The following is a 15,731-nucleotide window of genomic DNA, read 5'->3' on the forward strand; positions in this document are numbered from 1 at the left end:
TTATTCGGTGAGACGCTTGCCGTCCGCGGAGTAGGCGACCAGCGGGGTCGCCCTCTCGGCGGACGGCACGTCGTCCTGGTCGAACCAGAACACGACCACGTCCGGATCCTCGCTCCAGCGCGCCGTGTGCGCCGGCACCGTGCGACCGTCCACTGTGGTCTCGATGCGCGCGGCCGGTCCGCTGAAATAGCCGTACACCGGCACCCAGATGTCGGACACGATCGTCCCGCCCGAGGTGGCGTGGAAGCCGAAAGAGCGGTCCATGCCGTCGGAATCGTTGGCGAGGTAGAGCGGACGCAGGTTGCCGTCCGGCTCGTACAGGCTGGCCATCACTCCGAATTGGGCATTCGGCGGCGTGTCCGGGTCGTCGATTTCCGTCGCGTAGAAGACAAGTTCCGCGCCGTCGGCGTAAGTGCCGGTGGAAATCACCTCGCCGAGCGGCTTCGGCTTCGCTTGAGCCGTGGTCGGAGCCGGGGCCGGAATCGTCGAGGACACGCGCGTCACCACCGGCGGCGGGGACGCGGCCGCGTGCACCTGTTCCGGCGCACCGCCCGGCGAACGCAACCACACCGCACCGAACACCACGGCGACCACGGCCACCGCCGCACCCGAGGAGGTCAAAAACCGCCGCCGGCGCCGGATCCGCCCGCCTTCCCGGAAAATCCGGTCGAGATCGGGTTCTTTGAAGGGTTCGGCGGGCGCTTCCTGAAGCGCGGCGCGCAACCGGTCGAGTTCGTCGGTCATGCGCTCACCTCCCCGACCAGCGCGTCGCCGTCCACGCGCAGCTTCGCGAGCGCGCGCGAATTGGTGCTCTTGACCGTGCCGACGGACACGCCCAGTTCCTCGGCGACTTGGTGTTCCGGCAAATCGAAGAAATGCCGGAGCACCACCACGGCGCGTTCCCGAGCGGTGAGCCGGGCCAACGCGTCGGAAAGCCATTCCCGATCGGTGACCACGTGCGAGATGTCCGGGACTTTCTCCGGTTCCGGCATTTCCTCGGTGGCGTATTCGCGAATCGGACGGCGCCAGAGGTCGATGACGTGATTGGCGAGCACGCGCCGGGCGTAGGCGTAGGGATTCTTGCGGCGCACCCGGGGCCAGGCGGCGTAGGTACGGGTGAAGGCGGTCTGCGCGGCGTCCTCGGCCTGATGCCGATCGCCGGTGAGCAGATAGGCGGCGTGCGTGAGCCGAGCCGAACAGGACCGCACGAAGTCGGCGAACTCGTCGTCCCCGCGCACTGCCCCACCTCTGTTTCCCGGTTGTCTTGCTGTCCAGGTTACGGGGAGGGGAGGCGTGCGTCGATGTAATAGCTGGTCAGTCTGCTCTCAATGGCGACGCATGGGGTGCGGGAAGTGCTCGGGTCAGCGCTGCGCGCGCGGATCGACAAGCGCGTTCAGGTCGAGCTTCACCGGCGCGCCCGCGACCTCCAGCTCGACGGAGCCGGAGTATTCGCCGAAATTCTCGTAATCGCCGTCGATGAGCCGGTACGCGATCAGGCTGACCGGCGGAGCCAAATCCACGATCCAGTACTGCTCGATCCCGGCATCGGCGTACTCGAACAGCTTCGCGCCCTCGTCGACGTGCTTCGTGCCCGGGGACAGCACCTCGATCACCAGCTCGGCATCAGCCGCCGCGATCCGCGCCGGGTTGGCCTCCGCGACCTCAGCCGAGGTGACGAGCACGTCCGGGACGCGGATGGTCAGCGGGTTCTCGCACAGGAGCAGCTCCGCTTCGGCGCCGGCGCTCATCTCCGGGCTGAGCTGCTCGTCGAGCAGGAAAGCCAACCGCGTCACGGACCGCAAGTGGAACCACATCGGACGCGGCGACACGGACGGAACACCTTCGACAACCTCGATCCGGACCTTCGGGTCCTCCGGAAGGTCCGCCCAGTCGTCAAGGGTCAGGAGGTGGTGAGGCCATTCCAGGACACTCATGACTTCTCCTTCACCGACAGTGACTGAGAGCAGTGTCCCATGTTACCCGGAGCATCCGCCAGCGCGTGACGCACCGTGTCCGGATCACTTCCCGCTGAAGTCTCCCGACGGGGAGCCCCATCCGGAAGGGTCGTCCGACAACGCGCGGCGGCGGGCGTTTTCCTCGCGGACCCGCTTCACCTCCGCCTCGATGTACTCCTCGTCGTAGCGCTGGAACACCCGCGCCGGGTTGCCCGCCACCAGCGAGCGTTCCGGGACGTCCTTCGCGACCACCGAGTTCGGCTGCACCGTCGCGAAGTCGCCGATCGTGACGCCCGGCATGATCACCACGAGGCCGCCGATGAAGCAGCCCTTGCCGATTTTCACCGGCTTGCGTTCGATCAGGTCGCTGCCGGAATAGTTTTCCAGCGCCATGTTCGCGAGCCAGCTCGAATGCGTGAACACCAGCGTGTTCAGTCCGATGCTGGTGTGCTCGCCGATTTCCAGGCCGCCGCTGGCGTCGAGGACCGCGCCCTCGCCGATCCAGCAGTGTTCGCCCATCGTGAGGTTGTCCGGGCTGACGATCTTGGCCCGTTCCCGCATCCGGCACGATTCCGGCAGGCCGTGGAAGGCAGCCCGCTCGGCGTCGTTCATGTACTGCGTAACGAGGTCGTTCAGGATCATCGGGCGCAGCCGGTTGCTGCGCTCGTCGTCGAAGAACATCAGTTGTCCGCCACCAGTTTCGTGAGCACCCGCAGGTGTTCCTCGGCCACTACGTCCAGTCCGAAGTTGTCCCGGACCATCGCGGCTTCCCGTTCGGCGATTCGCGCGCGTTCCTTCGGATTGTCCAAAAGGGACAGCACGGTGGCCGCGACCGCCTCCGAATCGTTCGGCCGCACCAGCAGGATGTTCTCGCCGTTGCGCAGTTCGATGCCGGGGTAGTTGTCCTCGGTGACCGACGCGATGGTGGCGGTGCCGGACAGCATCGCCTCCAGCGACGCGGTGCCGCAGCCGCCGTTGAGGTCGTGCGTCACGATATCCGCGGCCGCGAAGTACGCCGGCACGTCCGCCTTCGGCACCGCGCCGGTGACGATCAGCGCGTCGGAGACGCCCAGTTCCTTGGCCCGCTGCTGGAACGCGTCGTGGTACACGCGCCCCACGACGATCACGCGCAGCCCGGGGTGCTTCTCCAGGATCGCGGGCAGCGCCTCGATCAGCGGCAGCCGGTCGCGCAGCGGGATCACGTGGCCGAGCGACACGATCAGCGGCGCGTCCCCGATTTCCAGTTCCGCGCGCACGTCCTTGGTCACCGGCTTCGCGAAATGCCCGGTGTCCACCGCGATCGGGAAGTACTCGGAGTTGTCGTCGCTCGTGCCGTAGCGGTCGACGCAGTAGTCCACGCCCTGCTTGTCGAGAATGATGAAGCGCGGGCGCAGGTACTTCAGGACCGGGTTGACCAGCAGCGCGTCGAGCGCGCGGAACACCCGGCCGTACATCTTGTTCTCGCTGATCAGCAGCGTGTGGATGGTCAGAAGAACGGGCAGCTTGTGCCGGCGCGCGTAGATGCCGACCATCCAGGACAGGTCGAAGAACTGCCCGTGCAGGTGCACCGCGTCCGGTTTGAACTCGTTCAGCAGCTTCCACAGCCGCCGCCAGTTGCCCGGCCGCATCGACGCGAACGTCATGTCGAAGTCGATCGACAGGCCGAGCTGCGGCATTTTCACCGCGGGCAGGCGCACGACGCGGTATCCGTCGCGCTCCTCCTCCGCCGGCGCGTCACCGTAGGCAGCGGTGATCGCCAGCACTTCGTTCCCGGCGGCCGCGTACTCGGCGGCCAGCGAGGCCGACATGTGCGCGCTTCCGCCCACTCGCGGCGGAAAGAAGTTGTTCACCACCACGATCCGCATGGGCTTTCCTTCGGCCGGGCCCGCAGTGCTCATTACGCATTCCCCTCGGAAGACGCGCCGACGGAGAGGCTCACTCGGAGTCCCGCACCAAGGCGCGCATGCCCTCTTCGACGGTGATGGTCGGCTCCCAGCCGAGCACCTCGCGGGCGCGGGTGATGTCCGCGGCGCGGCGCGACACGAGGACGTCGCGCTTGTTGAACACCGGCTCGACGTCGACGCCGACCGCCTCGATCAGGATCTTCGCCAGGGTGGCGATCGAGGTGTCGATGCCGGTGCCGATGTTGATCGGCAGGTTCGACTGCTCCGACTCCAGCGCCGCGACGACGGCCTTGGCGAGGTCGGTCACGTGCACGAAGTCCATCGACTGGTCGCCCGCGCCGTCGATGATCGGCGGCTGGCCGGCGCGCAGGCGCTGGATGAAGTGGTTGATGACCGAGGTGTAGTACGCCTCGATCTTCTGGCCGGGGCCGTACACGTTGAAGAACCGCAGCGCGTTCCAGGACAGGCCCTTGGTGCGCTCGTAGAAGCCCAGCAGGTCCTCGCCCGCGCGCTTGGAGATGCAGTACGGGGTCAGCGGGTTCAGCTTGTCGTCCTCGTGCATCGGCAGCCGCTCCGGCTCGCCGTACACCGAGGCGCTGGAGGCGAACACCAGGCGCTCGACGCCCTCGTCGGCCGCGGCCGCGAAGACGTTGTTGTTGCCGACCATGTTGATGTCGATCGACTCGCCCGGGTCCGCGACCGACTTGTTGATCGACACGGTGGCGAAGTGGATCGCGTGCGTGCAGCCGCGGATGGCCTCGCGGACGCCGACGCCGTAGCGCACGTCCTTCTCGACCAGCTCGACCTTGCCGGTGGCGACGAACTCGTTGACGCGGTCGCGGTTGCCGCGGGTCATGTTGTCGAAGATGCGGACCGTGTAGTCCTTCTCCAGCAGGAGCGGGATCACGTGCGAGGCGATGAAACCGCCGGCGCCGGTGAAGAAAACTTTCTTGTCGGACATGGGTTCTCCTCAGGAGGGTCGGCGGGGTCAGGAAAGAGCGGACACGGCTTCGCGCACGGTGGTGACCACGCGCTCGACTTCGCTGTCGGTGAGTTCCGCGTGCATCGGGATCGCCAGCTGGCGGCGGAACGCGTCGGCGGAGACGGGCAGCGGCTGCTGCTGCCCGTACACCGGCTGCAGGTGGGAGGCGTAGGTGCCGAAGTTGCACTGCACGCCCTGCTCGCGGATCCGCAGAGCCAGCGCGTCGCGGCTGATCTCCGGGGCCACCGTCATCAAGTATGCCTGCCACGGGTGCTCGCGGTCCGGGGCCTCGACCGGAACGGTCAGCGCCTCGACGTCCTCGAACGCCTCGTGGTAGCGCTTGGCCACCGAGCGGCGGGCGGCGAGCAGGTCGGGCAGCCGGTCGAGCTGCACGCCCATGATCGCGGCCTGGATGTCCGACAGCCGGAAGTTCCAGCCGAGCTCGTGGAACGTCGGGATCGGCAGTTCCTGCGCGCCCTCGCGGGTGAACGCGGGCTCGATGCCGTAGGTGTGGATCTTGCGCGCGTGCGCGATCAGGTCCTCGCGGTTCGAGACCAGCGCGCCGCCCTCGCCCGCGGTGATGCCCTTGCGGCCGTGGAAGGAGAACGCGGCCAGGTCGGCGAGGCTGCCCGCCGGGCGGTTGCGGTAGGTCGCGCCCGCGGAGCAGGCGGCGTCCTCGAACAGCCACAGGCCGTGCTTGTCGGCGATCGCGCGGTACTCGTCGAAGTCGCCGGGCTGGCCCGCGACGTCGACGGCCAGGATGCCGACCGTGCGCGGCGTGATGAGCGCTTCGATCGACGCCGGGTCGGCGCTGAAGATGTCCGGGCGGATGTCGGCGAAGACCGGCTTCGCGCCGGCCTGCAGCACGGAGTGGCCTGTCGCCGGGAAGGTGTAGTCGCCGACGATCACCTCGTCGCCGGGCTGGACGCCGAGCACCTTCAGGCCAAGGAACAGGGCGGAGCCGCAGTTGCTGGTGGTCAGAGCGTGCGCGGTGCCGGTGGCCTGTGCGAACCGCTCCTCGAAGCGACGGCACGCCGGGCCCGCGCCGGCCAGCCAGCCAGAACGGAACACTTCGGCGACGGCTGCGAGCTCCTCGTCGCCGACGGTCGGCTTCCCGAGCAGGACGGGTTCGCCCACTGTAGATCTCCTGTGCATCGGGGTGTCCCGCATTGCGCGGGGTCGCGCCGAAGTGTATAGAAGTCGCGCTTGCCGGCTGTTTCGGGGACAGAACCCACGGGTAAGCACCCGTTCGGGGCATAGGCTCACCGCATGCGGATCGGGGTGCTGGGGGCCGTCGTCGCGTGGGACGGCGCGGGCGGGACGGTCGCCGTGGGCGGGACGCGAGGCCGGACGCTGCTGGCGTTGCTCGCGGCGGACGCCGGACGGTTCGTGTCCGCCGAACGGCTCATCGACGGGCTCTACGGCGAGGACCCGCCGGAAGGCGCGGCCAACGCACTCCAATCGCAGGTCTCGCGGCTGCGCGGGGCGCTGAAACTGCCCATCGAACTCACCTCGGCGGGGTACCGCCTCCGGATCGAACCGGACGAAGTGGACGCGCATCGCTTCGAGCGGCTGGCCGGCGCGGGCCGCCGCGAACTGGCCGAGGGAGATCCGACGCGGGCCAGCGACCTGCTCGGCGAGGCGCTGGCGCTGTGGCGCGGACCCGCGTTCGCCGATATCCCCGCGGTACCGGCGGTGGAGGTCCAGGCCACCCGACTGGCTGAACTGCGGGCCGAGGCGGCCGCCGACCGGGTCGACGCGGAGATCTCGCTGGGCCGCGCCGCCGACGTCCTCGACGAGCTGCGCACCGCCGTCGCCGAGCACCCGCTGCGCGAGCGGTCGCGGGCCCAGCTGGTGCGGGCGCTGCACGCGGCTGGCCGCACCGCCGAGGCGCTGGCCGCGTTCGAGGACGCGCGCCGCACGCTCGCCGAGGAACTCGGCGCGGACCCTGGTCCAGACCTGACGGAGGCGCACCTGGCCGCTTTGCGCGGCGAGTCGGCGAACGCCGCGGCGCCGTTGCCCGCGCAGCTCACCAGCTTCGTCGGCCGCGACAGCGAACTGCGGCAGGTCGCGGACCTCCTGCGGCAGGCCCGGCTCGTCACGCTGCTCGGACCGGGCGGGACGGGAAAAACCCGGCTGGCCATCGAAGCCGCGGCCGATGCGGGGCCGTGCGTCTTCGTGGAACTGGCCCCGCACGTCGCCGACGACGTTCCGCAGGCCGTCCTCACCGCGCTCGGCCTGCGCGAGGGGGCCCGCGGACGCCAGGACCCGGTCGACCGGCTGGTCTCGGCGTTGCGGGACCAGGCGACGTTGCTGGTGCTGGACAACTGCGAACACGTCATCGCCGCGGCCGCCCGGTTGGTCGCACAGCTGCTGCCCGCCTGTCCCGGGTTACGCGTGCTGGCGACGAGCCGGGAACCGCTTGGCATCACCGGCGAACACCTCGCGCCGGTCCCCCGCCTGGCCGTTCCGCCGCCGGACGCGGAGGCCGTCGAGAGCTACCCCGCGGTCCGCCTGTTCCTCGACCGCGCCCGGGCGAGCGACCCGGCGTTCCGGCTGACCGACGAAACGGCGGCCGACGTCGTGCGGATCTGCACCGCCCTCGACGGCCTGCCGCTCGCCCTGGAACTGGCCGCGGCCCGCGTGCGCACGCTGCCGGTCGCCGACATCGCCGCGCGGCTCGGCGACCGCTTCCACCTGCTCGCTCGCGGCAGCCGCACGGCGGACGAACGGCACCGGTCGCTCCGCGGCGTCGTGGAGTGGAGCTGGGATCTCCTCGATGCCGACGAACGCCGTCTCGCCCGTCGGCTGACCGTCTTCACCGGCGGCGCGACCCTCGGGTACGCCGAGCAGGTGTGCGCCGCCCCGGTCGACTTGCTGCCCGAACTCGCCGACAAATCGCTCGTGGAACCGTCGGGCGGGCGTTACCGAATGCTGGAGACGATTCGCGCGTTCTGCGCCGAAAAGCTCGCCGCCGCCGGCGAGACTGAGCGCTTCCGGCATGCCCATGCGCAAGCCTTCCGGCAACTCGCCGAGGAAGCCGACCCGAAGCTGCGCACGGCGGAACAGCTGGACTGGTTGCGGAAAATCGACGCTGAGTACGACAACATCGTGGCCGCGCTCCGGTGGTCGGCCGCGGCGGATCCGGCTACTGCCTTGCGGATCGCCACCGCGCTGTCGATGTATTGGTGGCTGCGCGGACGACGTTATGAAGGCGCGGCGCTGTCGATGGAAATCGTGCGCAACTGCCAAGCGGAGCCGCCGGAAGAGCACCGCGAGCAATTCCTGATGTGCCTGCTGACCGCGATCGCCGGTGCTCCCGAAGCGGCCGAGACGGCGAACTATCGGTCCTATGTAGAGCAGTACTTAGTGGACAGTTCCTGGACGCCGCGGCATCCGATGCTGCTCATGTTGTCCGGTGTCGTGCTCGGACCGCCGGAAGACGACACCGCGCGGCTCCGGCTGTCCGGACTCGAAAACCACCCCGACCCGTGGCTCACCGCGCTCGTGCCGATGGGCGACGGGCTGCGCTCGATGCTCGCCGGGGAACTCGACGAAGCCGAACGTGGCCTGCGCGAAGGAGAAGCCCGCTACCGAGCCCTCGGCGAACGCTGGGGTCTCTCGATGGCGCTCGACCACCTGTCGCAACTACTGGTTTTGCGCGGCCGCCACGAGGAAGCACTCGCCGCGATGACCGAATCCCTGGCCCTCATGCAGACGCTCGGCGCGACCGACGACTACGCGGACCTGCTGTGCCGCCGAGGCGACAGCCGAGCGTTGCGCGGCGATCTCGACGGCGCGAAGGCGGACTACGAGCGGACCGTCGAATTGGCCCACCGCACCGGGATGCCGGAGACGCGGGCCAGCGGTCACGTCGGCTTGTCCGGTCTCGCCCGCCGCTCCGGCGACCTGGCCACCGCGCGGACGCTCGCCGAACAGGCGCTCGCCGAATGCGCGGCGGACTCGTTCTCGGCCGCCATCGTGCGGGCGGCCGCGTCGATCGCGCTCGGCTGGATCGACGTGGCCGAGCACCGGTCCGACGACGCCCGGCGCCGGATGCGGCTCGGGGTCGAAACCGCGTACCGCTGGCATGACCACGGGTCACTGGCCACCGCGTTCGAGGGCGTCGCCGGGGTCTTCGCCGAGGAAGGCCGGTTCGCCGACGCCGCCGCCCTGCTCGGTGCGGCGGCCGCGGTGCGCGGAACCGCCGTGCCCGGCCAGCACGATGTCGCGCAGGTCACCGCGGCCGCGGAAAAGGCACTCGGACCGGACGGATTCGCCGCCGCTTACACCGCCGGTAAGCAGCTAGAACCGCGGCAGCGCCTCGAGTTGGCCGGATTGTCCCCGGTCCAGTGAACGGGTACCACGCCGTCGGGGGGTACGCAGCGCCGCGGGAGAGCGCGTAGCCTTCCCTGCCGTGCGGAACGTAGTTGTGATCGGTGGGGGAATCGTCGGGCTGTCGGTCGCTTGGGAGTTGTCCCAGCGCGGCCAGGACGTGACGGTGCTCGAAAAGGAAGCTCGCTGGGCGGCGCACCAGACCGGGCACAACTCCAACGTCGTGCACGCCGGGCTCTATTACAAGCCGGGCTCGTTCAAGGCGCGGATGTCGGTCGGCGGCAACCGGTCCATTGTGGATTTCGCCCGGCAGTACGGGGTGCCGGTCGAGGTCTGCGGCAAGCTGGTCGTGGCCACCCGCGAGGAGGAGATCCCCGCGCTGAACACGCTCGCCGAGCGGGCCGAGGCCAACGGCGTTCCGGCCAAGCGGATCACCCCCGCGGAGGCCCGCGAGTACGAGCCGGAAGTATCCTGCGTCGCCGCGCTGCGCGTCGAGTCGACCGGGATCATCGACTTCCCCGCGGTGTGCGCGGCGCTCGTGCGGCTGCTCGACGAGGCGGACGCGGACCTGCGGCTGAACACGCCCGCGCTCGGCATCCGCCCGGCTCGCGGCGGCGGCGTCGAGGTGGCCACCGGCTCCGAGGTGCTGCACGCGGACGCGCTGGTCAACTGCGCCGGGCTGCACGCGGACCGCGTCGCCGAACTGGCCGGGCTCAAGCCGAGCGCGCGCATCGTGCCGTTCCGCGGCGAGTACTACGAACTGAAGCCGGAGCGCCGGCACCTCGTGCGCGGCCTGATCTACCCGGTGCCGGACCCGACGCTGCCCTTCCTCGGCGTGCACCTGACCCGGATGCTGGACGGCAGCGTCCACGCGGGCCCGAACGCCGTGCTCGCGCTGCGCCGCGAGGGCTACCGCTGGGCGGACGTGTCGGTGAAGGACCTCGCCGACGTCGCCCGCTTCCCCGGCGCCTGGAAGCTGGCGCGCAAGTACGCGTACCCGACCGGCCTCGAAGAGGTGCTGCGGTCGTTCTCGAAGAAGCGGTTCGCCGCCAGCCTCGCGCAGCTCGTGCCCGCGGTCACCGAGGACGACATCGTGCGCCACGGTTCCGGCGTGCGGGCGCAGGCGTTGCGCCCGGACGGTTCTTTGGTGGACGACTTCCTCATCGAGTCCGCGAAGGACCAGGTGCACGTGCTCAACGCGCCGAGCCCGGCGGCGACGAGCGCGCTCGAGATCGCCAAGTACATCGCCGACCGGGTCACCGACTGATCGTCCACTGCAGACAGTTCAGGACGGAAGATTCCCCGACACCATCGGAATTCCGGCCTTGATCGCGTCGCACGCCTTGTTCTTGTCGGCCAGCTGCCCGCTGACGATCTGGATCGAGGCGGTGTCCGAAACCGGGAGCCCGGCCGCGCAGATCACGCCGCCGGAATCGTTGAAGTTCGGGAACAGCGACCATTTCCGGCCGTTCACGTCGATCTGCTCGGTCGGCGCGACCTCCATGCCGGGCCAGCGTTTCAGCGGCACGTCCGGTCCGACCCAGACCTCGAACGGCTTCTGCCCGCCGTCGCCGTCGGTGTCCTTCCACAGGCAGTAGGTCACGTTCGGCGAGATGACCTTGGAGCTGTCCAGTTCGCCGTTCGGCACCATTTTCAGCTGCTGCGCCTGCTCCGGCTTCAGCAGCTGACACGGGTTGACCGACGCGAGCGGCCCGCTCGGCGCGGTGCCCTCCGGCGGGGTGCTCGGCGTGATCGGCGGCGCGGGCTGCCCGCCCGGCAGATGCGCGGCGACCTGCGGGATGACCTTCTTCGTCCGCTCGCACGCCTGCGCGTCGTCCGGATAGGACACGCTCACGAAGGCGAACGACTTGGGTCCGAGCGTCGTGTACAGGTCGCAGCTGCCGCCCAGGAACCCGGCGTACCGCGTCCACGGAAACCCGCCGAGCTGCACCGGGTCGGCCTTCTTGAGCGCACCCTGGAGGTAGTCGTCGAGGCTCAGGTCCACCGACCAGCCAACGGACATGACCACCGTGTGCTCGGTGTCCGTCGCGGTCCACAGGCACATCGCCGGCGCGCGCTGCGCCTTGCTGGCCTTCACCGACCTGCCCTGCGGTTTGTAGCCGAGCCCGGCGAGCTGCTTCGCGTCAAGCAACGCGCACGGGTCGACGACCGGCGTGACCGGCCCCTGTCCCGGCACCGGCGAAGCCACGCCGCTCACCTGCTGCGTGCACCCGGCGAGCAGCGTCGCGGCCGCCGCCAGGGCGACCGCCGCTTGTTTGAACCTCATCAGCTGCCTCCTCCGCTCCGCACCCTACTGACCAGTGCGGTTCCGCACTCGCGGAACAGGAAGGATCGACCCGGCAGTTACGGTTTCGGCACCGCGCGGCGCAGGACGAGCGCGGAAACCCCGGCTGCCACCACGGCCGCCGCGGCGGCGGCGATCGCGATGGCCATCGTGGTTCCGCTCACCCGCGGCCGGAACGGATGCGAGTTCGGCACCAGCAGAATGACGCCGGAGCCGAGCACCGCGAGCAGCAGTCCGAACAGCCAGATCCGCAGGGCTCCTTGGCGGAGCGTCGCGAGAAACTGCTTGTCCGCGGACCGGAACATCGGCCGCCGATCCCGCCCCCTGACCAGCATGACCCCGTTGACGACGAGGCAGAACGCCGCGCCGCCGATCGAGATCAGCCCGAACCGGAACGACGCGTGCGTCCCCTTTTCCGCGGTGAAAAGCAGCCAGCCCGCGACCGCGAGCACGGCGAAAGCCAGCGCATAGTCCACTGTGGCCAGCGCACCGGCCTTGCGCAGAGCGGGGATCAGGGCTCTGTCGGATTCCATCTGAGGTTGTCTCGCCTTCGCGAAGTTCAGCGCTTGACCGGTTCCAGCACCTCGAGCCCGCCGAGGAACGGGCGCAGCGCCACCGGCACCCGGACCGAACCGTCGGGCTGCTGGTGGTTCTCCACGATCGCGACGATCCAGCGCGTGGTCGCGAGGGTGCCGTTCAGCGTGGCGGCCGTCTGCGGTTTGCCGTTGTCGTCGCGGTAGCGCACCGACAAGCGGCGGGCCTGGAACGTGGTGCAGTTGGACGTCGAGGTCAGCTCGCGGTAGGTCTCCTGCGTCGGGACCCACGCCTCGCAGTCGTACTTGCGGTAGGCGGACGTGCCGAGGTCGCCGGTCGCGGTGTCGATGACCCGGTACGGGACCTCGATCGCGGCGAGCATGTCCTCTTCCCAGCCCAGCAGCCGCTCGTGCTCGGCCTCCGCGTCCTCCGGCTTGGCGAAGACGAACATCTCGACCTTGTCGAACTGGTGCACCCGGATGATGCCGCGGGTGTCCTTGCCGTACGACCCGGCCTCGCGGCGGTAGCACGACGACCAGCCGGCGTAGCGGCGCGGACCGGCGGAGAGGTCGAGGATCTCGTCCGAGTGGAAGCCCGCGAGCGGGACCTCCGACGTGCCGACGAGGTACAGGTCGTCGTCGCGCAGCCGGTACACCTCCGACGAGTGCGCGCCGAGGAACCCGGTGCCGGCCATGATCTCCGGACGCACCAGCGACGGCGTGATCATCGGCGTGAAGCCGTTGGCCGTCGCGCGCGCCACGGCCATGTTCAGCAGCGCGAGCTGCAGCTGCGCGCCGACGCCGGAGAGGAAGTAGAACCGCGAGCCCGACACCTTCGCGCCGCGCTCCATGTCGAGCGCGCCGAGGCCCTCCATCAGGTCGAGGTGGTCGCGCGGGGTGAAGTCGAACGACGGCACCTCGCCGACGGTCTTCAGCACCGCGAAGTCGTCCTCGCCGCCGATCGGCGCGTCCGGGTGCACCAGGTTCGGCAGGATCCGGAACAGCTGGTCGAACTCCTCCGACGCCTCGTTCTGCTCGACCTCGGCGGCCTTGACCTGCGCCGACAGCTCCTTGGCGCGGGCGAGCAGGGCGGGCTTCTCCTCCGCGGAGGCCTTCGGCACCTGCTTGGACACGGACTTCTGCTCGGCCCGCAGCTTGTCGGCGGTCGCGATCGCAGAGCGGCGGCGCTGGTCGAGGTCGAGCAGCTTGTCGACCACTCCCTCGTCCTCGCCACGGGCACGCTGCGACGCGCGCACGGCTTCCGGGTCTTCGCGCAGAGTCCTGGGGTCAATCACGGACAGAAGGGTAGTCGCAGGCCAGCCACGACTTCGACGCGGTTTCCCGTACACACTGTGCGGCGCCCCGAAGACAACCCGACAGTCTGATCGTTGTCGCCCGTTTCCCGCGCTCCCCATACTCGCTAGAACCCGGAGCGGAGGGAACTCACATGACCGACGACCTGCTCGCGCGCCACCGCGCGGTGCTCCCGTCCTGGATGTCCCTGCTGTACGACGAGCCGATCGAAATCGTGCACGCGCAGGATCGCCGCCTCACCGACGCCAACGGCCGCACCTACCTCGACTTCTTCGCCGGCGTGCTCACCAACGCCATGGGTTACGACGTCCCCGCGATCAGCGACGCGGTCCGCAAGCAGCTGGACACCGGCGTGCTGCACACCTCGACGCTGTACCTGATCCGCTCGCAGGTCGAGCTGGCCGAACGGATCGCGGAACGCTCCGGGATCCCGGACGCGAAGGTGTTCTTCACGAACTCCGGCAGCGAGGCCAACGACACCGCGCTGATGCTCGCCACCCAGTACCGCCGCAGCAACCAGGTGCTGGCGATGCGGAACTCCTACCACGGCCGCTCGTTCGGCACGGTCGCGATCACCGGCAACCGCGGCTGGTCCGCGTCGTCGCTGAGCCCGCTCAAGGTCAACTACGTCCACGGCGGCTACCGCTACCGCAGCCCCTTCCGCGACCTGCCCGACGCGGCTTACATCGACGCCTGCGTCGCCGACCTGGTCGAACTGCTGGAAACCGCCACCGCGGGCGACGTGGCCTGCCTGATCGCCGAGCCGATCCAGGGCGTCGGCGGCTTCAGCTCCCCGCCGGACGGCCTGTTCAAGGCGATGAAGGAAGTCCTGGACGACCACGGCATCCTGTTCGTCTCCGACGAGGTCCAGACCGGCTGGGGCCGCACCGGCGACCATTACTGGGGCATCCAGGCCCACGACGTGGTGCCGGACCTGATGACCTTCGCCAAGGGCCTGGGGAACGGCCTGGCAGTAGGCGGCGTGGTCGCGCGAGGCGACGTGATGGACTGCTTCCGGGCAGAGTCGTTCTCCACGTTCGGCGGCAATCCGGTATCCATGCAAGGCGCACTGGCCGTCCTGGACTACATCGACGACCACGACCTGCAAGCAAACTGCAAAGCCCGCGGCGACCAGCTCATGCGAGGCCTGCGCGCGGCCAACAACCCCTTCGTCGGAGAAGTGCGCGGCAAGGGCCTGATGATCGGCGTAGAACTGGTCGAACCCGGCACCACGACGCCGAATACCGCAGCCGCGAAACAAATGCTGGAAGAAACGAAAAAGCGCGGCCTGCTGATCGGAAAGGGCGGCCTGCACAAAAACGTCCTGCGGATCGGGCCGCCGATGACGCTCACGGAAGCCGAGGCGAGCGAGGGGCTGGAGATTCTGCTCGACTCGTTGGCGGCTTTGTCCTGACCGGCTCGTGAGTGCCTATGCCGGTTCTAACCGGGATAGGCACTCACGACTTCACCGCCGCACAAACCGCGCCACGTGCTCCGCAAGCACCTCGCCCGCGTCCTCCTGCAAAAAGTGCCCGGCCCCACCCACAGTCGGATGGTCCAGTCCAGAAGCCCCGCGCATCGACCGCTGCAGAATCGGCCCCATGGCCCCGGTAATCGGATCCCCGTCCGAAAACGCGCACAAGAACGGCACATCCATTTCCGTCAACGCCGCCCAAGCCGCGCGATTAGCCTCGGACGCGGGATCATCCGGCCGCGTCGGCACCAGCCCCGGCATAGCCCGCGGCCCAGCCTTGTACATCTCATTGGGAAACGGCGCGTCATAAGCCGCCCGGACATCCTCCGGCAGCGCGGTCTTGCACCCGGACTGCACACACCGCCCGACATCCAGAATCTGCGCGCCCTCCACGGCTTCGCGGAACTTGTGCCACACCGGCGGCATATCGACATCGCCCGTCGGCAGCCCGGTATTGGCCGCGACCACCCCGGCGAACCGCCCCGGGTTCTCCGCCACCAGCCGCAGCCCGATCAGCCCGCCCCAGTCCTGCCCGACCAGGGTGACCTCTTCGAGGCCGAGGACGTCGAACGAGAACCGGCGCATCCACTCGACATGCCGCGCGTAACTGTGGTCGACGATTTCCGCCGGCTTGTCCGACCGGCCGAACCCGACCAGGTCCGGCGCGATCGCCCGCAGCCCGGCGTCGGCGAGCACCGGAAGCATCTTCCGGTAGAGGAACGACCAGCTCGGCTCGCCGTGGAGCAGCAGAACGGGCGGCCCGTCCGCCGGCCCGGCCTCGACGTAGCCGACTCTGATCAGCCCGCCGTCCGGGTCGGACAGGTCGGTGTAGGAAGGTTCGAAGGCGAAATCGGGCAGGTCCGCGAACCGGTCTTCCGGCGTCCTGAGGAGTCGCACGGTTCCCACGTTAGTGGGAACGGGACCGCGCG

At 69.4% G+C, this 15,731-nt stretch carries 14 protein-coding genes; 3 read left to right on the forward strand and 11 right to left on the reverse strand.

Annotated elements, in window-relative coordinates; translation table 11 throughout:
* The 7 genes from F9C11_RS05850 to F9C11_RS05880 all read right to left on the reverse strand — a co-directional run bounded on the left by F9C11_RS05850 (position 1) and on the right by F9C11_RS05880 (position 5,996).
* Complete coding sequence (locus F9C11_RS05850) at positions 1-744, reverse strand: hypothetical protein (protein WP_409183882.1); 744 nt, start codon at positions 742-744, stop codon at positions 1-3.
* Positions 741-1,238 (reverse strand): SigE family RNA polymerase sigma factor, encoded by a 498-nt coding sequence (locus tag F9C11_RS05855; RefSeq protein WP_409183883.1) that lies wholly within the window; start codon positions 1,236-1,238, stop codon positions 741-743. The genes F9C11_RS05850 and F9C11_RS05855 overlap by 4 nt, the downstream gene beginning before the upstream one ends.
* 123 nt (positions 1,239-1,361) lie before the next feature.
* Positions 1,362-1,934 (reverse strand): Uma2 family endonuclease, encoded by a 573-nt coding sequence (locus F9C11_RS05860; RefSeq protein ID WP_409183884.1) that lies wholly within the window; start codon positions 1,932-1,934, stop codon positions 1,362-1,364.
* A gap of 84 nt (positions 1,935-2,018) precedes the next feature.
* On the reverse strand, positions 2,019-2,636 hold the full coding sequence (locus tag F9C11_RS05865; RefSeq protein WP_409183885.1) for an acyltransferase: 618 nt from the start codon (positions 2,634-2,636) through the stop codon (positions 2,019-2,021).
* Positions 2,636-3,820, reverse strand: coding sequence for a glycosyltransferase family 4 protein (locus F9C11_RS05870; RefSeq protein WP_409183886.1), 1,185 nt, complete (start codon positions 3,818-3,820; stop codon positions 2,636-2,638). The genes F9C11_RS05865 and F9C11_RS05870 overlap by 1 nt, the downstream gene beginning before the upstream one ends.
* A gap of 70 nt (positions 3,821-3,890) precedes the next feature.
* The gene (locus tag F9C11_RS05875; RefSeq protein ID WP_409183887.1) at positions 3,891-4,820 is read right to left on the reverse strand and encodes an NAD-dependent epimerase/dehydratase family protein; all 930 of its coding nucleotides are present in this window, start codon (positions 4,818-4,820) and stop codon (positions 3,891-3,893) included.
* A gap of 27 nt (positions 4,821-4,847) precedes the next feature.
* Positions 4,848-5,996, reverse strand: coding sequence for a DegT/DnrJ/EryC1/StrS family aminotransferase (locus tag F9C11_RS05880; RefSeq protein WP_409183888.1), 1,149 nt, complete (start codon positions 5,994-5,996; stop codon positions 4,848-4,850).
* 114 nt (positions 5,997-6,110) lie between these two features.
* Between F9C11_RS05880 and F9C11_RS05885 the strand changes: the two genes are divergently transcribed.
* A complete protein-coding gene (locus F9C11_RS05885; RefSeq protein WP_409183889.1) occupies positions 6,111-9,197 on the forward strand; it encodes a BTAD domain-containing putative transcriptional regulator in 3,087 nt (1,028 codons plus the stop codon).
* Positions 9,198-9,258: 61 nt separating this feature from the next.
* The gene (gene lhgO / locus F9C11_RS05890; protein WP_409183890.1) at positions 9,259-10,443 is read left to right on the forward strand and encodes an L-2-hydroxyglutarate oxidase; all 1,185 of its coding nucleotides are present in this window, start codon (positions 9,259-9,261) and stop codon (positions 10,441-10,443) included.
* Positions 10,444-10,461: 18 nt separating this feature from the next.
* On the opposite strand, the gene F9C11_RS05895 is transcribed toward lhgO, so the two are convergent.
* The 3 genes from F9C11_RS05895 to serS all read right to left on the reverse strand — a co-directional run bounded on the left by F9C11_RS05895 (position 10,462) and on the right by serS (position 13,309).
* Positions 10,462-11,463, reverse strand: coding sequence for a DUF3558 family protein (locus F9C11_RS05895; protein ID WP_409183891.1), 1,002 nt, complete (start codon positions 11,461-11,463; stop codon positions 10,462-10,464).
* A 77-nt stretch (positions 11,464-11,540) separates the two neighbouring features.
* On the reverse strand, positions 11,541-12,014 hold the full coding sequence (locus F9C11_RS05900; RefSeq protein ID WP_409183892.1) for a hypothetical protein: 474 nt from the start codon (positions 12,012-12,014) through the stop codon (positions 11,541-11,543).
* A 26-nt stretch (positions 12,015-12,040) separates the two neighbouring features.
* Entirely contained in the window at positions 12,041-13,309 is a 1,269-nt protein-coding gene (serS, locus tag F9C11_RS05905) for a serine--tRNA ligase (protein ID WP_409183893.1), read from the reverse strand.
* A gap of 152 nt (positions 13,310-13,461) precedes the next feature.
* Here serS and F9C11_RS05910 point away from each other — a divergent pair, with 152 nt between their 5' ends.
* Positions 13,462-14,742 carry an aspartate aminotransferase family protein gene (locus F9C11_RS05910; protein ID WP_409183894.1) on the forward strand — a complete coding sequence of 427 codons (1,281 nt, stop codon included), beginning with the start codon at positions 13,462-13,464 and terminating at the stop codon, positions 14,740-14,742.
* Positions 14,743-14,793: 51 nt separating this feature from the next.
* Here F9C11_RS05910 and F9C11_RS05915 read toward each other — a convergent pair whose 3' ends face one another.
* On the reverse strand, positions 14,794-15,708 hold the full coding sequence (locus tag F9C11_RS05915) for a haloalkane dehalogenase (protein WP_409183895.1): 915 nt from the start codon (positions 15,706-15,708) through the stop codon (positions 14,794-14,796).
* Between the last annotated feature and the right edge of the window lie 23 nt (positions 15,709-15,731).

It is taken from the genome of Amycolatopsis sp. VS8301801F10, assembly GCF_046195355.1.
Taxonomy (GTDB): Bacteria; Actinomycetota; Actinomycetes; order Mycobacteriales; family Pseudonocardiaceae; genus Amycolatopsis.

Bases quoted from the DNA above. Each gene is read 5' to 3' on its own strand.
- F9C11_RS05900 (WP_409183892.1), bottom strand. From the start codon at position 12,014: ATGGAATCCGACAGAGCCCTGATCCCCGCTCTGCGCAAGGCCGGTGCG.
- F9C11_RS05885 (WP_409183889.1), top strand. From the start codon at position 6,111: ATGCGGATCGGGGTGCTGGGGGCCGTCGTCGCGTGGGACGGCGCGGGC.
- F9C11_RS05875 (WP_409183887.1), bottom strand. From the start codon at position 4,820: ATGTCCGACAAGAAAGTTTTCTTCACCGGCGCCGGCGGTTTCATCGCC.
- F9C11_RS05910 (WP_409183894.1), top strand. From the start codon at position 13,462: ATGACCGACGACCTGCTCGCGCGCCACCGCGCGGTGCTCCCGTCCTGG.
- F9C11_RS05865 (WP_409183885.1), bottom strand. From the start codon at position 2,636: ATGTTCTTCGACGACGAGCGCAGCAACCGGCTGCGCCCGATGATCCTG.
- F9C11_RS05850 (WP_409183882.1), bottom strand. From the start codon at position 744: ATGACCGACGAACTCGACCGGTTGCGCGCCGCGCTTCAGGAAGCGCCC.
- F9C11_RS05880 (WP_409183888.1), bottom strand. From the start codon at position 5,996: ATGCACAGGAGATCTACAGTGGGCGAACCCGTCCTGCTCGGGAAGCCG.
- F9C11_RS05870 (WP_409183886.1), bottom strand. From the start codon at position 3,820: ATGCGGATCGTGGTGGTGAACAACTTCTTTCCGCCGCGAGTGGGCGGA.
- F9C11_RS05860 (WP_409183884.1), bottom strand. From the start codon at position 1,934: ATGAGTGTCCTGGAATGGCCTCACCACCTCCTGACCCTTGACGACTGG.
- F9C11_RS05895 (WP_409183891.1), bottom strand. From the start codon at position 11,463: ATGAGGTTCAAACAAGCGGCGGTCGCCCTGGCGGCGGCCGCGACGCTG.